The organism is Micromonospora sp. NPDC049204, from assembly GCF_040647935.1.
Taxonomy (GTDB): domain Bacteria; phylum Actinomycetota; class Actinomycetes; order Mycobacteriales; family Micromonosporaceae; genus Micromonospora.
The window spans coordinates 209665-222173 of sequence record NZ_JBEZDC010000009.1; the positions used below are offsets into that span (position 1 = coordinate 209665).

Sequence of the window (12509 nt, forward strand, 5' to 3'; positions counted from 1 at the left end):
GAATCCCCAGGTGACCCCGGGTAGGCGGGCGTGGACGCAGCGTCAGCGGCAGGTCGTGCCAGCCGGGTACGACATCAGCGGCGTGCCAGAGAAATTTCTACTCTCTGGCACAACGGCAATTTCGCACCCAGCGGCACGGTGCGGCTTCCCGCCGCCGGCCACCGGGAGGTCCGGTTGTTGCTGGCCGCCGAGGCTCCCGGCGGGCGCGGCGGCGTCACTCGCCGGTCGGACCCCCGGCGAGTTCGGCGACCACGTCGAGGTGACCGAGGTGGCGGGCGTACTCCTGGACCAGGTGGAACAGCACCCGCTCCAGCGACGCCGGGTCCGCGCCGTTCCACCGCGGCCCCGGCGCGCCGATCTCCGCCAGGTCGTGCGCCGTCACCACCGCCGTGGTGTGCGCGCCCTGCGTCCGCAGCGCCGCCACCAGGTCCTCCCGCGTCTCGTCGGGGGCGACGTACCAGCGGTCCTCACGGCGGTCGCCCCACGGCTGCGCGACGTCCCGGCCCTGGAACCCCCACTCGATCCAGCGCCGCTCGACGTGGCGCAGATGCGTGAGCAGCTCCAGCGGGGTCCACCCGGACGGCAGCCGGCTGCGCCGCAACTCCGGCTCGGCCAACGCGGACACCTTGGCCACCAGGGTCTCGCGGAAGTAGTCCAGGTAGCGCAGGAAGACCTCGGTGCGGCTGCCGGCCGGTTCGGTCGGCTCGGGAAAGGCAGTCACGACCCGGTGGGCAGGTCGCGGGCGCGCTGTCGCACACCCGCCCCGCCGTACGGGTAGTCACCCACCAGCGGGGCGCTCGCCTCGTCCAGTGACCGCATCTGCTCGGCGTCGAGGACCAGGTCCGCGGCGGTGAGGTTGTCGTCGAGCTGCTCGGTGGTACGCGCGCCGAGGATCACCGAGGTGACCGCCGGGCGGGCCGCCAGCCAGGCCAACGCCACCGCCGACATGGACACGCCCCGTTCGTCGGCGACCCGGCGCACCGCGTCGAGCACCCGCCAGGTGCGCTCCTCGGCGTTGCGACCGGCGTACGCCTCGACGCCGCGCTGCGGGTTCTCACCGAGTCGGGTCGCGCCGGTGGGCGTGTTGTCGCGCTGGTACTTGCCGGTCAGCCAGCCGCCGCCCAGCGGCGACCACGGCAGGATGCCGATGCCCTCGTTCTCGCAGACCGGCACCAGTTCGAACTCGATCTCCCGGGCCAACAGGTTGTACTGCGGTTGCAGGGACACGATCGGGGTGAGGTTGAGGTGCTGGGTGAGCAGGGCCGCCTTCTGCAACTGCCAACCGGTGAAGTTGCTGACCCCCGCGTAGCGGATCTTGCCCGCGCGCACCGCGTCGTCGAAGAACCGCAGCGTCTCCGGCAGGGGGGTCAGCGGATCCCAGGCGTGCGCCTGGTACAGGTCGACGGCCTCGACACCGAGCCGCCGCAGGCTGGCGTCCAGGGCGCGGGTGAGGTGCACCCGGGACAGGCCGGCGTCGTTCGCGCCCGGACCCATCGGGAACCGGCCCTTGGTGGCGATCACCAGTCGGTCCCGCACGTCGGGCCGCGTCCGCAGCCAGCGTCCCACGATGTCCTCGGAGACACCCGCGGAGTAGACGTCGGCGGTGTCGAGGAACGTGCCCCCGGCCTCGACGAACCTGTCGAGTTGAGCGAAGCTGCCGGCCTCGTCGGTCTCCGCCCCAAACGTCATCGTGCCCAGACACAGGGTCGACACCACCGTGCCGGTGCTGCCCAGAGTGCGGTAGCGCATATCGTCCTTTCGGTCCGAGTGACAAAGCCGATCTTCGCACTCGGTGGGGCCACCCGCACACGGAGGCCGCCAGGCCCCGGCACGGGCACCCGCGCGGTCACCTCGCCGGTCATCATGGGCGGGTGAGCGAGTCCGCGATCAACATTGACCGGCCTCACCGGCCGGCTCCGACATCACCGCCGGGAGCACCGGAGCCCGGTGCGCCCACCCGCGGCCCGGGGCTGGTGGCCCTGGCGACGAGCGTGGTCCTGCTGTTGCTCGCCGGGCGCTACGGCTATCACCGCGACGAGTTGTACTTCCTGCTCGCCGGCCGGCACCTCGACTGGGGTTACGTCGACCAGGGGCCGCTGGTCCCGGCGCTGGCCCGGCTGCTGGACACGATCGCGCCGGACAACCTGGTGATTCTGCGGACCCCGTCGGCGCTGCTGGCCGGTGGCGCGGTGCTGCTGGTCGCCGCCATCGCCCGCGAGTTGGGCGCCGGTCGCGGTGCGCAGACCTGCGCGGCGGTGCTGGCCGCGCTGTCCGGCATCGTGCTCGCCAGCGGGCACCTGCTCAGCACCACCACCGTCGACCTGCTGGTCTGGCTGGCCGCGGCGTGGTGTGCGGTGCGGTTGCTGCGTACCGGCGACAGCCGCTGGACGCTGGGCATCGGGCTGGCGCTCGGCGTGGGCATGCTCAGCAAACTGCTGCCCGCGCTGCTGGCCGTGGGCCTGATCGCCGGCGTGCTCATCGGCGGGCCACGTCGGCTGCTGCGCGACCGCTGGGTGCTCGCCGCCGCCGGGATCGCCGTGCTGCTGGCCGCACCCAACCTGATCTGGCAGGCGGCGCACGGCTTTCCCCAGCTCGGCGTGGCGGCGTCCATCGCCGACGGTGACAGCTCCTACAGTGGCCGCCGCGACGCGTTGACCCTCCAGTTCGTCATCATCAGCCCGTACGCCGTACCCATCTGGATCGCCGGCCTCGTCGCGCTGCTGCGACGACCGGCGTGGCGGGCCTACCGGGCGGTGGGCTGGGCCTGGTTGGTGGTGTTCGGCATCGTGCTGATCGCCGGTGGCAAGGGCTACTACGACGCGCCGCTGCTGCTGGTGCTGACGGCCGCCGGCGCGGTGGTGACCGTCGGGTGGGCGTCGCGCGGGTCGGTCCGGCTGCGCCGAGGGCTGCTCCCGTTGGGCGTGGTGCCGTTCCTGTTGCCCAACATCGTGCTGCTGCTGCCGGTGCTGCCGGCCGAGCGGTTGCCCGGTTTCGTGGTCGACGTCAACTACGACGCCGGCGAGACGATCGGCTGGCCGGCGTTCGCCGACTCGGTCGCCACGGTCCATCGTGGGCTGCCGCCCGAGGAGCGCCCCCGGGCGGTCATCCTGACCAGCAACTACGGCGAGGCCGGCGCGCTGGCCCGCTACGGTCCGGTCCGTGAGCTGCCCCGGGCCTACTCCGGGCACAACAGCATGGTCGACTTCGGCCAGCCGCCGGCCAGCGCGGACGTGGTCATCGCGGTCGGCTGGGAGCGCCCCGAGCCGCTGACCGCCTGGTTCGACGAGTGCACGCTCGCGGGGCGGGTGGATCAGCGGGTCGAGGTGGACAACGACGAGAACGGCGGCCCGATCCACGTCTGCCGGGGGCTGCGGCGTCCGTGGGCGCAGATCTGGGACACCGAGGTACGCCACACCGGCTGATGCCCGGGGCGCATGCTCCGGCAGTGGGCCGCGGTGGTCAGCCGGCCCCGCTGGTCAGCCAGGTCTGGATGCCGGCCAGTGCTTCGGGGCCGGAGGTGGCGTCGACGTCGCGGGCGAGGTCGGCGATGGTGACCGCGGCGAGCGCCTGGCGCCAGGCGTCCTCGGCTGCCCACATCGCGCGGGCGACCGGGCACGGCGTGGTACAGGCGTCGGCCGGGGTCGCGAACGGGCCGCGCTGGCGGATCTCGGTGCAGACGAAGGTCGGGCCGGGGCCGTCGACGGCCCGGACCACGTCGAGCAGGGTGATGCTCTGCGGTGCCCGGGTCAGCACGTAGCCGCCCGCCTTGCCCTGCACGGAGTGGATCAGGCCGGCGCGGGCCAGGGCCTGGAGCTGCTTGGCGAGGTAGCTGCCGGAGACGTCGTGCAGCTCCGCCAGCTTGGCCGCCGGCACGGGCGCGCTGCTGGTGGTGAGCACCACGCAGCAGTGCAGCGCCCACTCGACCCCGCCGGACATCTTCATGCCCTCACCCTAGCCAACCCCACTTACTCGGACTTCAAATGTCTGAGTATTGTTCTCGGACAGGAAAGGTCCGAGTTCCGGCCGCGCACAGTGCGGCCGGACAAAGACCCCACAACGTCACGGGAAGGTGCACTGTCATGAAGATCGCCGTACTGGGTGGGACCGGGCTCATCGGTTCGCAGGTCGTGCGGATCCTGCGGGCCGCCGGTCACGACGCGGTGCCACTGTCGCCGTCCACCGGGGTGGACCTGCTCACCGGACAGGGCCTGGCCGACGGACTCACCGGCGCGGACGTCGTCGTCAACCTGACCAACTCGCCGACCTTCGACGACGCCTCCCCCGCCTTCTTCCAGACGACCATGGACAACCTCCTCGCCGCGGCCGATCGCGCGGGCGTCGGCCACGCCGTGGTGCTCTCCATCGTCGGCGTCGACCAGGTGCCCGACCTGGCCTACTACCGCGCCAAGGTCCTCCAGGAGGACATCCTCAAGGCCGGTCCCGTCCCGTACTCGATCGTGCGCGTCACCCAGTTCTTCGAGTTCGTCGAGGCGATCCTGTCGTGGACGGCCGACGACACCACCGTCCGCCTGCCCCGCACCCCCGTGCAGCCCATGGCCGCGGCCGACGTGGCGCAGGCCGTCGCGGACGTCAGCACGGGCGCACCGCTGCGCGGTGTCCGCAACGTCGCCGGCCCCGACGTCTTCGCCCTCGACGAACTGGGACGGGTCACCCTCGCCGCGCGAGGTGACCAGCGCACCGTCACCACCGACGACAGCGCCGGCATGTTCGCCGCCGTACCCGGCGCGGTGCTCATCGCCGCCGACGACGCCGTCATCGCCCCCACCACCTACCGGGAGTGGCTCGGCCGCCAGGGCTGAGGCGTCCGCCGGCCCGCACGCCGCCGTGCGGGCCGGCGCCGGTCGTGGGGCCGGGGCCGCGAAGACGAGGTGGTGACGGCTAAGGTCGGCGTCGTGACCGACACCGCAACCGAGGTCGACAGGCCCGTCGCCGAGGCGTGGGCGCGGATCGAGGCTGGCCTCGGTCGCGTCCTGCCGTCCTCCCTGAGCCAGCTCAACGCACCGGCCCCGGCACCCGCGATCGATGCGGTGGAAACCGCCTTGGCCATCACACTGCCGCCCGATTTCCGCGCAAGTCTCCGCATCCACAACGGGACCGACCCCGGTACGACACTGCCGGCTGTTGAGCCCACCCCGGTACCGCTGGACAACCTCTGTGACACCGACCAGATCATCGAGATGACCCGGATGTGGCGCGACAACTACGGTCCGGAGCCGGACTGGGACGACCCTCAGGTCTGGGCCTACCTGGTCGACAGAGGAATGCTCTGCCTGAACGGTCCGGTGCGGCCGATCGTCGGCACGCCGGGCGCGGTGGTCGTGGGGCACATGAACGGCGACGTGCTGTGGCTGCTCGACGGTGACCCGGCACCGGGAGGAACGCCCGGACAGGTGGTCCGGGTGGATGTCGAGTGCGCCTCCTGGGACGTGCTGGCCCCATCCTGGACGCAACTGCTCGTCCGCTACGCCCAGGACCTCGCGCTGTTCGCGGCGGACCCGGACACCTCACCTCTGGAGATCGATCCCCTCGTGGGGCCGGCCTGCGAGTGGGGCAGCACCCCGTCGGCCTCGTGGGGGACGCGTCCGGCCTGGCTTCGGGACGTCCCAGCTCGCAGCCCCTACACCTGATCCTCGCCGACGAGCCCTGGACGGGCGGTCAGTGTCGCAGCAGGCCGGTCGTGTGGATCGGCTCCACGTGCCCGGTGGGTGGCGCGGTGCGGTGCAGTTGCAGACCGATGTCGACGACGACGGACCGCTCCAGTGCCACGACCTGCGCCAGCGGAACCCACTGCGCCAGGTCGGTCGTGCCACAGGTCTCGGATCGAAGCTCACCGCCCACGATCCGGGCCCGATAGAACACCGCGAGCATGTGCAGCTCGACGACGTCGTCGTCGAGTCGCTCCACGTTCCTGGTCCGCGAGTTCACCCCGAGCAACTGCTCGACCCGCGCCGCGTACCCCGTCTCCTCCGCCACCTCGCGCACGACGGCGTCGAACGGATCCTCGGTGTGCTCGACCCCGCCGCCGGGCAGCGTCCAGTGCCGCCGAGCCCCGTCCGGCGACACCCAACGGGCGAGCAGCAGACTCTCGTCCCGCAGACACACCGCGTACGCGGCCACGCGAAGCCGTTGTGTGATCACAGTGACCAGGATCGCGCAGTTGCCGGCGACGTGCCGCCCGCACACGCGGTCGGCCGGCCTCACCGTGGACGTGCAGACGATGTCCGCAGACGGGGAGCGATGGCGCGGCGCCGCTCTCGCTCCCGCAGGTCAGGAGGGCTGGACGTCGTCGAAGAGGGCGAGGGCGTCGGCGGGGTCCGGGCTCACGAGACGTTCCAGACCGGCCGTCGTGATCGTCGCCCACCTGCCGGCCCGTGCCCACATCTGTTCCTCGAAGGCGCGGACGGCCTCGTCCAGATTCTCGGGCTCGGCGGCGATGGACTCCGCGAGTTCGGCACCGTCCAGCATCGCGAGGTTCGCGCCCGCGCCCAACGGCGGCATCAGGTGGGCGGCGTCGCCCAGGAGCGTCACCCCGCGCACGTGGACCCAGGTGTGGGATTCGGGCAGCACGTAGAACGGGCGGTGGACGAAGGCGGTGCCGTGGCCGAGCAGGTCGAGGACGGGAGGTGCCCAGCCGTCGAACAGCGCCAGCAGGCCCGATCGCGTGGCCTCGACGTCGGCCAGGTCCAGGCCGGCGTGCCAGTCCAGCGGTGCGCGGAACTTGGCGTACACCTTGACGTGACCGCCGCTGTTGCGCTGGGCGACGAGAGATCGGTTCACGCCGTACACGGCCACCGAACCGTCGCCGATCAACCGGGCGAGGGCGGGGTGGCGGGTGTCGACGTCGTCGAGGGAGGTCTCGACCGAGGTGACGCCGGTGTACTGCGGCGTCACCGGCGAGACTGCCGGGCGTACCCGGGACCAGGCGCCGTCCGCGCCCACCACGAGATCGAACGTCTCCTGCCGCCCGTCGGCGAAACGAATGAGTACGCCATCCCCGGCCCCCGACACCACCTGCGCCACCTCTCGACCCCACTGCACGTCGAGGGAGCCGAGCAGCAGGTCACGAAGGTGCCCGCGGTCGATCTCCGGATTGGCCTGTTCCTCCGGATCGGGTCGCCAGTCGCGCAGAACGGTCCCAGCAGTGTCCAGGATGCGCATGGCCTGCCCCTCGGGACGAGACAGCGCCTGGAACTCTGCCCGCAGCCCCGCCTTGTCCAGTGCCAGCTGGCCCAGCCCCTCGTGCAGGTCCAGCGTGCCGCCCGGGGGGCGGGCGTCGGGCGCGGGATCGCGTTCGAGGACGGTGACGGGGTAGCCGTGGCGGTGCAGGACACGGGCGAAGGTGAGACCCCCCGGGCCACCCCCGACCACCGCGATACGGTGTCTCATAGCGATACACCGTATATCGCCCGTACAATGCATCGCAACAACAGGGAGTGATCATGACCGTGTGGGACCGGCCGGAGCCGCCGCATCGCCCCGTGCCGCTCAGCCGGGAGCAGATCATCACCGCCGCCATCGCGCTCGCCGACGAGGGCGGACTGGAGGCGGTGTCGGTGCGCAAGGTCGCCGCCCGCCTCAACGCCGGCCCGATGCGGCTGTACGGATACATCTCCACCAAGGACGAACTGCTCGACCTCATCGTGGACGAGGTCCACGCCGAGATCCTCCCCGCGGAGCGGCCCGGTGACTGGCGGGAGACGCTGCGCATCCTCGCCCACCGCACCAGGCAGGCCGCGCTGCGCCACGTTTGGCTCGCCGATCTGCTCGGCGGCCGCCCGACCCTGGGCCCCAACGCCATGGCCGTGACCGAGGCCAAGCTGGCCGCCCTCGACGGTCTCGCCGACATCGACACCGTCCTGCGCGCCGTGGACACGGTCAGCGCCTACGTCATCGGTGCGATCAGGCGCGAAACCGCGAACCTGCGGGCCGAGCGCGCCACGGGCCTGTCCAAGCGCGACTGGCAACGCGCCTTCGGCCCGCACGTGACGAAGATGTTGGCCACGGGTCGCTTCCCGGCACTGTCCAAGGCCGTGCACGACGGCACCGAGGTGGACCCCGAAGCATCCTTCGCGACCGGCCTGGACTGGGTCCTCGACGCCGTGGCCGGCAAAATCACCCGACCGCCGGCGTAACGCTCACCTCCTACCCAACCCGCGGATACGCAGGTAGGCGCGATCGTCGAAGCTCACCTGACCAGGCAGCACCCCCTTGGTCCCGGCAAGTTCAGCCACGCACCACGGGTCCTGTCGCTCCGATGGTCTCTCCACTCAGGCTCGTTCGCACTCAGCTCGACCCTCGTCGGCCGATGTCGACCTTGGTGAGGATCGGCCGGGTCACATCCTGGTTGTCGATGACGACGTCCGCGCGTTCGTGCGGCGCACAGGCGGCGAAGTACAGCCGCTGGCCGCCGACGTAGCGGCCGAGGCTGGGATGGTCGGGATCCGGATGCGAGCCATCGCGTCCGGCCATCCGTGCCGCGGTGACCGCGAACGGCGCGTCGAGAAAGACGGAGAAGTCCCAGAAGTCCACCAGTTCGTCTCGGTGCAGGAACAGCCCGTCGACGATGAGTACCGTGCCAGGCGCCGCGGTCCGCCACGCAAGATCCAGGACCTCGTCGGTCCGAAGATCGTGGGCAGCAGGGCGGTAACGGCGCGCGCCCCCGGGACCGAACCCCTCTAGGACGTTGTGGACGAGGGCGTCGTAGTCGTAACTGTCGAGCCAGAATCCTTCCGGCGAATCCCGGCCCCGGCGATGCCGCACGGCCCGACGGTGATGAAAGTCGTCCGCCGACACGTGCACGACATGACGTCCCCGCTCGCTCAGCGACGCGGCCAGCTCGCCGGCGAACGTCGACTTCCCCACCCCATCGACCCCGTCAACGGCCACCCGCACGCACTGCGGCGCGGCGAACGTCGGAACCAGGTCAGCGACATCGTCAAGCAGTTGCCCCCGTACGACGTCCACGCCCGTCCCCTCCGCACGCCGACCGCCCGCGACCACCGTGCTCTCCCCCACCTGTCAGGGGTGCAGCGGTGTGCGGCGGGGAATCACCCTGCGATACGCGATACGCCATCCAGCCGCTTCCCGACGCACGACGTCCTCGTAGACGACACTGCCCACGCCGCCGTCGGCGGAGATCCCGATTCCCTTTGACCGCACCCGCACCGTGCCGTCCGGATCCTCGGTCACGCAGATGTTCGTGACGTGATGCCCCACCGGGTTCGCATCGCCTACCGCCAGGCTGGCTTCGGTGATCGCCTCGTACCCACGCAGTTCACCGAACCCCAACGCGGAGACGTCGTACACGATGTCGGTACAGAACAGCTCACCCATCCGGTCGAACTCGCCGCTGTCCATCAGATGCCCGTGCAACGAGATCAGCTCATGCACCGCGAGCCTGTCTTCGACTGACAACGCCACCAATGACCTCCACCCGACAACCCGACATCTTCGGCGGCGCATCGCCAACCCGCCGACGTCGATATTCCTATCAGGTCGTGGGCGGGACAGCGCGGCCGGCGACCGGGAGCATCCCCGACATGGGTACGGTGACACCGTGCTCTCGGCCGTGAAGGGTCTGTCCCGCTACCACACCGAGGAGTCGCTGCGCACCTACCTGCTGCAGCGCTCACACCGCACCGAGGATGGCTGCCTGGTCATCGAAGGCTACGGGCGGCGACGCGGGGTGCACCAGAAGGTCGCCGGTCGTGCGTGGGCGCACATCGCCGCGTACGTCGTCCTCGTCGGCGGGTACGACGCTGCCCTCGACGTCGACCAGACCTGCGGCGCCGCCGACTGTATCGAGCCGACGCACCTGCGCCAGCTCAGCCGGGCCGAGACCTGCCGCACCCGCAACCAGCCGGCACTGTGCCGCAACGGCCACGACCGTGAACTCGACCCGGTGACCAACCGGTACCGGCGAGTCTGCCGGACATGCAACCGGGAGGCTCAACGCCGATGGCGCGAACGCCAAGCCGCCGAGGTAGCCCAAGCCCGCTCCGCGCATGGCCGCTGACAGCGTGTTCCCTGACGCACCACCACGAACACCTCCCCAACCCGAACCGGTCCGTCAGCATCGCAGCCGCCACGCCGGTCTGCCGTCGGTCGAGCGGCGGGGTCAACGGGACATCGCGTAGAGGGTCAGCGCAGCCAGCGACGGCGCATCGACGATTTCACCAGCCAACACCATCGCCCGGATCTGCACGTCGGTGAACGACAGGTGCACCATGTCCTGCTCGGTCGCCTCGCGGTCCGGCTCTCCCTCGGTCAACCCGGTGGCCAGGTAGACGTCGCAGCCCTGGGTGGAAAACCCGTACGCCTCGTACAGGTGCCCCAGATGGGTGACGGTCTCCGCACGCAATCCGGTCTCCTCGGCCAACTCCTGACGAGCCAGCTCGGCAGCGTCGCCCCTGACCCCGTGTCCCCAACTGCCCTGAGGAAACTCCCAGGCTCGCCGGCCGACCGGGTAGCGGAACTGCTCGACCAGCCAAAAGCCCTCAGCCCAGCGGGGCAGGACCAGCGCGGAGTCCGGCTTCTCCACCACCCCGTAGATGCCGGTCGAGCCGTCCGGCCGGCGAACGCGATCCTCCCGGACGGTCATCCAGGCATTGGTGTAGACGGTTCGACTATCCAGGCGCTCCATCGCACGATGCTCGCAGGCCACCTGCATCGGTCGAAACACCGTCGCCGCCACTGAGCGGCTTCAGTGGCCCGCGCCCGCACCGAAAACCCCGCGTCATCGACGGATCCACACCAGCCGGATGCCTTACGCACAAGAACTGTCATTATGGTGCACGCCTGGTTCGCCCCTTTTGTGATGGTGATTTATTGGGTTACTGTTACTGGCAATACGATAAATAAGCGTCGCAGGACTTCCAGCGGGACTGAGCACCGCAACCATCCATGCCTGGTGCTCGTGCCGGCTGAACCGGCACGAGCACCAGAGGCGGCGAGGTCACCTCACGCGACGGCGGTTCCCTCAAGTTCGACCATCTGTCCGGGGATCGCCAGCCGTGTCACCCCGAGCATCGTGGTGGTCGGTGCCACCCCGGCGGCACCCAACCGCGACGCCAGGACGCCGTAGTGCGGAAACAGCAGGTCGACGTCGGTGGTGTAGACGTTGAGCCGGACGAGGTTCGCGAGGGACATCCCGGCCTCGCCGAGCACGGCCTCCAGGTTGTCGAGGCTCAGCGCCAACTGCGCGGCCAGGTCCCCGTCATGCAGAGGTTTGCCGTCGCCGCTCATCGCGGTCTGTCCGGAGCAGTACAGGGTCCGGGTCTGCCCGGACACGATCTCACCCTGGTTGAATCCCATGTCCAACGACCAGGTCACGGGGTTGACTGCCGTTCGCTGCACTGACACATCAGCTCCATTCGACTCAAAGGACGTACGCCCACGGGCTCAGTAGCCACCGTCGTTGACGTCGCGTTGATGAGCCTGCCAAGCAATCACGACACCCTGTGTCGTGTATCGGTAGAGTCTTCGCATGCGTGCCGACCGATTGGTCTCGCTGGTGCTGCTGCTGCGCCAACGCGGTCGGCTGTCCGCGGCCACGCTGGCCCGCGAGCTGGAGGTGTCCACCCGCACGGTGCTGCGCGACATCGAAGCGCTGTCCGCCGCAGGCGTCCCCGTACGTGCCGACCGCGGTCGGCACGGAGGATTCGCACTGTTGCCCGGGTTCCGGACCGAACTCACCGGACTGAATCACGACGAAGCGCTCGCCCTGCTCGTCGCCGGATCGCGGCGCGGCGCTCAGGCATTCGGTCTCGGCTCGGCGCTGGCTTCGGCCATGCGCAAGGTGGTCGACGCGCTGCCCGAAGGCTACCGGGCCACTGCGGCCGACGCGGTCCAGCGATTGCTCATCGACCCACAGACCGACCTGCTGTCGCGCCGGCAGGTCCCCGACGAGGTGCCCGACGCCGTCGTGGCCGAGGTCCGACGTGCGGTGTTCGCCGGACACAAGCTGCGCATCCACTACGCAGCCGTGGACCAAACCCCGACGTGGCGCACGGTGGACCCCATCGGCCTCGTCACGGTACGCGACCAGGGCTACCTGCTGGCCACGAGGTCTGGCGTGGACCGCACCTACCGGCTGTCCCGGATCGTGGCCGCCGAGGAACTCGCCGAACCCGCACAGCGACCAGACCAGGTCGACCTGGACGGGGCCTGGCAGGAACGCAGCGCGCAGTTTCGCAACGGCGGCGACCAGGTCACCGTGCTGGTACGGGTGAACCCCGCGCGGCGGGAGGACTTGGTGGGCACCGCACTGGCCGTCCACGCCGAGGAGACCGACGCAGACGGCTGGCTACGGATGGAGGCGACCTTCCAAGATCCAAGACACGCCGAATGGGCGCTCTGGCAGCTCGCCACGAACGCGGAAGCCTTGGCCCCGCAGTGGTTGCGCACCTCCCTCCGTAACCGAGCGGCCACGATCGCCGCCCGCTACGGGGTGCCATCCTGAGAGTTCGATCGGGGCTTCGCGTCGGGCG

The 12509-nt window shown here is 70.5% G+C and carries 15 protein-coding genes; 6 read left to right on the plus strand and 9 right to left on the minus strand.

What is annotated here, in order from left to right:
* Positions 1–214: 214 nt before the first annotated feature.
* Together AB0A90_RS19365 and AB0A90_RS19370 are read right to left on the minus strand one after the other, a co-directional pair.
* A complete protein-coding gene (locus AB0A90_RS19365; RefSeq protein ID WP_357249374.1) occupies positions 215–721 on the minus strand; it encodes a DinB family protein in 507 nt (168 codons plus the stop codon).
* Complete coding sequence (locus AB0A90_RS19370) at positions 718–1749, minus strand: aldo/keto reductase (protein WP_357249377.1); 1032 nt, start codon at positions 1747–1749, stop codon at positions 718–720. The genes AB0A90_RS19365 and AB0A90_RS19370 overlap by 4 nt, the downstream gene beginning before the upstream one ends.
* Positions 1750–1871: 122 nt before the next feature.
* On the opposite strand from AB0A90_RS19370, the gene AB0A90_RS19375 reads away from it, so the two are divergent.
* Positions 1872–3422 carry a glycosyltransferase family 39 protein gene (locus tag AB0A90_RS19375; protein WP_357249380.1) on the plus strand — a complete coding sequence of 517 codons (1551 nt, stop codon included), beginning with the start codon at positions 1872–1874 and terminating at the stop codon, positions 3420–3422.
* Between the two features lie 37 nt (positions 3423–3459).
* Here AB0A90_RS19375 and AB0A90_RS19380 read toward each other — a convergent pair whose 3' ends face one another.
* The gene (locus AB0A90_RS19380) at positions 3460–3942 is read right to left on the minus strand and encodes an Rrf2 family transcriptional regulator (RefSeq protein ID WP_357249384.1); all 483 of its coding nucleotides are present in this window, start codon (positions 3940–3942) and stop codon (positions 3460–3462) included.
* 137 nt (positions 3943–4079) lie between these two features.
* On the opposite strand from AB0A90_RS19380, the gene AB0A90_RS19385 reads away from it, so the two are divergent.
* Entirely contained in the window at positions 4080–4820 is a 741-nt protein-coding gene (locus tag AB0A90_RS19385; protein WP_357249387.1) for an NAD(P)H-binding protein, read from the plus strand.
* Between the two features lie 93 nt (positions 4821–4913).
* Positions 4914–5648 (plus strand): SMI1/KNR4 family protein, encoded by a 735-nt coding sequence (locus AB0A90_RS19390; protein WP_357249390.1) that lies wholly within the window; start codon positions 4914–4916, stop codon positions 5646–5648.
* A 28-nt stretch (positions 5649–5676) separates the two neighbouring features.
* Here AB0A90_RS19390 and AB0A90_RS19395 read toward each other — a convergent pair whose 3' ends face one another.
* Together AB0A90_RS19395 and AB0A90_RS19400 are read right to left on the minus strand one after the other, a co-directional pair.
* Entirely contained in the window at positions 5677–6159 is a 483-nt protein-coding gene (locus AB0A90_RS19395; protein WP_357249392.1) for an NUDIX hydrolase, read from the minus strand.
* 129 nt (positions 6160–6288) lie between these two features.
* Positions 6289–7407, minus strand: a complete 1119-nt coding sequence (locus tag AB0A90_RS19400; RefSeq protein ID WP_357249395.1) for an NAD(P)/FAD-dependent oxidoreductase — start codon at positions 7405–7407, stop codon at positions 6289–6291.
* A gap of 53 nt (positions 7408–7460) precedes the next feature.
* Here AB0A90_RS19400 and AB0A90_RS19405 point away from each other — a divergent pair, with 53 nt between their 5' ends.
* Positions 7461–8153, plus strand: coding sequence for a TetR/AcrR family transcriptional regulator (locus AB0A90_RS19405; RefSeq protein WP_357249398.1), 693 nt, complete (start codon positions 7461–7463; stop codon positions 8151–8153).
* A gap of 151 nt (positions 8154–8304) precedes the next feature.
* On the opposite strand, the gene AB0A90_RS19410 is transcribed toward AB0A90_RS19405, so the two are convergent.
* Both AB0A90_RS19410 and AB0A90_RS19415 read right to left on the minus strand, forming a co-directional pair.
* A complete protein-coding gene (locus AB0A90_RS19410; protein ID WP_357249401.1) occupies positions 8305–8985 on the minus strand; it encodes a uridine kinase in 681 nt (226 codons plus the stop codon).
* Between the two features lie 54 nt (positions 8986–9039).
* Entirely contained in the window at positions 9040–9483 is a 444-nt protein-coding gene (locus AB0A90_RS19415; protein WP_357249675.1) for a nuclear transport factor 2 family protein, read from the minus strand.
* A 94-nt stretch (positions 9484–9577) separates the two neighbouring features.
* Here AB0A90_RS19415 and AB0A90_RS19420 point away from each other — a divergent pair, with 94 nt between their 5' ends.
* A complete protein-coding gene (locus tag AB0A90_RS19420; protein ID WP_357249404.1) occupies positions 9578–10036 on the plus strand; it encodes an HNH endonuclease in 459 nt (152 codons plus the stop codon).
* 102 nt (positions 10037–10138) lie between these two features.
* Here the strand turns inward: AB0A90_RS19420 and AB0A90_RS19425 are convergent, their stop codons facing one another.
* Entirely contained in the window at positions 10139–10663 is a 525-nt protein-coding gene (locus AB0A90_RS19425; RefSeq protein WP_357249407.1) for an NUDIX hydrolase, read from the minus strand.
* A gap of 317 nt (positions 10664–10980) precedes the next feature.
* Positions 10981–11376 carry a RidA family protein gene (locus AB0A90_RS19430; protein ID WP_357249678.1) on the minus strand — a complete coding sequence of 132 codons (396 nt, stop codon included), beginning with the start codon at positions 11374–11376 and terminating at the stop codon, positions 10981–10983.
* 130 nt (positions 11377–11506) lie between these two features.
* Here AB0A90_RS19430 and AB0A90_RS19435 point away from each other — a divergent pair, with 130 nt between their 5' ends.
* Positions 11507–12481, plus strand: coding sequence for a WYL domain-containing protein (locus tag AB0A90_RS19435; protein ID WP_357249410.1), 975 nt, complete (start codon positions 11507–11509; stop codon positions 12479–12481).
* Positions 12482–12509: the final 28 nt, after the last annotated feature.

Excerpts from the sequence above, each read along its gene's own strand:
- AB0A90_RS19385 (WP_357249387.1), top strand. The coding sequence starts at position 4,080 with ATGAAGATCGCCGTACTGGGTGGGACCGGGCTCATCGGTTCGCAGGTC.
- AB0A90_RS19380 (WP_357249384.1), bottom strand. The coding sequence starts at position 3,942 with ATGAAGATGTCCGGCGGGGTCGAGTGGGCGCTGCACTGCTGCGTGGTG.
- AB0A90_RS19405 (WP_357249398.1), top strand. The coding sequence starts at position 7,461 with ATGACCGTGTGGGACCGGCCGGAGCCGCCGCATCGCCCCGTGCCGCTC.
- AB0A90_RS19415 (WP_357249675.1), bottom strand. The coding sequence starts at position 9,483 with ATGCGCCGCCGAAGATGTCGGGTTGTCGGGTGGAGGTCATTGGTGGCG.
- AB0A90_RS19435 (WP_357249410.1), top strand. The coding sequence starts at position 11,507 with ATGCGTGCCGACCGATTGGTCTCGCTGGTGCTGCTGCTGCGCCAACGC.
- AB0A90_RS19370 (WP_357249377.1), bottom strand. The coding sequence starts at position 1,749 with ATGCGCTACCGCACTCTGGGCAGCACCGGCACGGTGGTGTCGACCCTG.
- AB0A90_RS19400 (WP_357249395.1), bottom strand. The coding sequence starts at position 7,407 with ATGAGACACCGTATCGCGGTGGTCGGGGGTGGCCCGGGGGGTCTCACC.
- AB0A90_RS19425 (WP_357249407.1), bottom strand. The coding sequence starts at position 10,663 with ATGGAGCGCCTGGATAGTCGAACCGTCTACACCAATGCCTGGATGACC.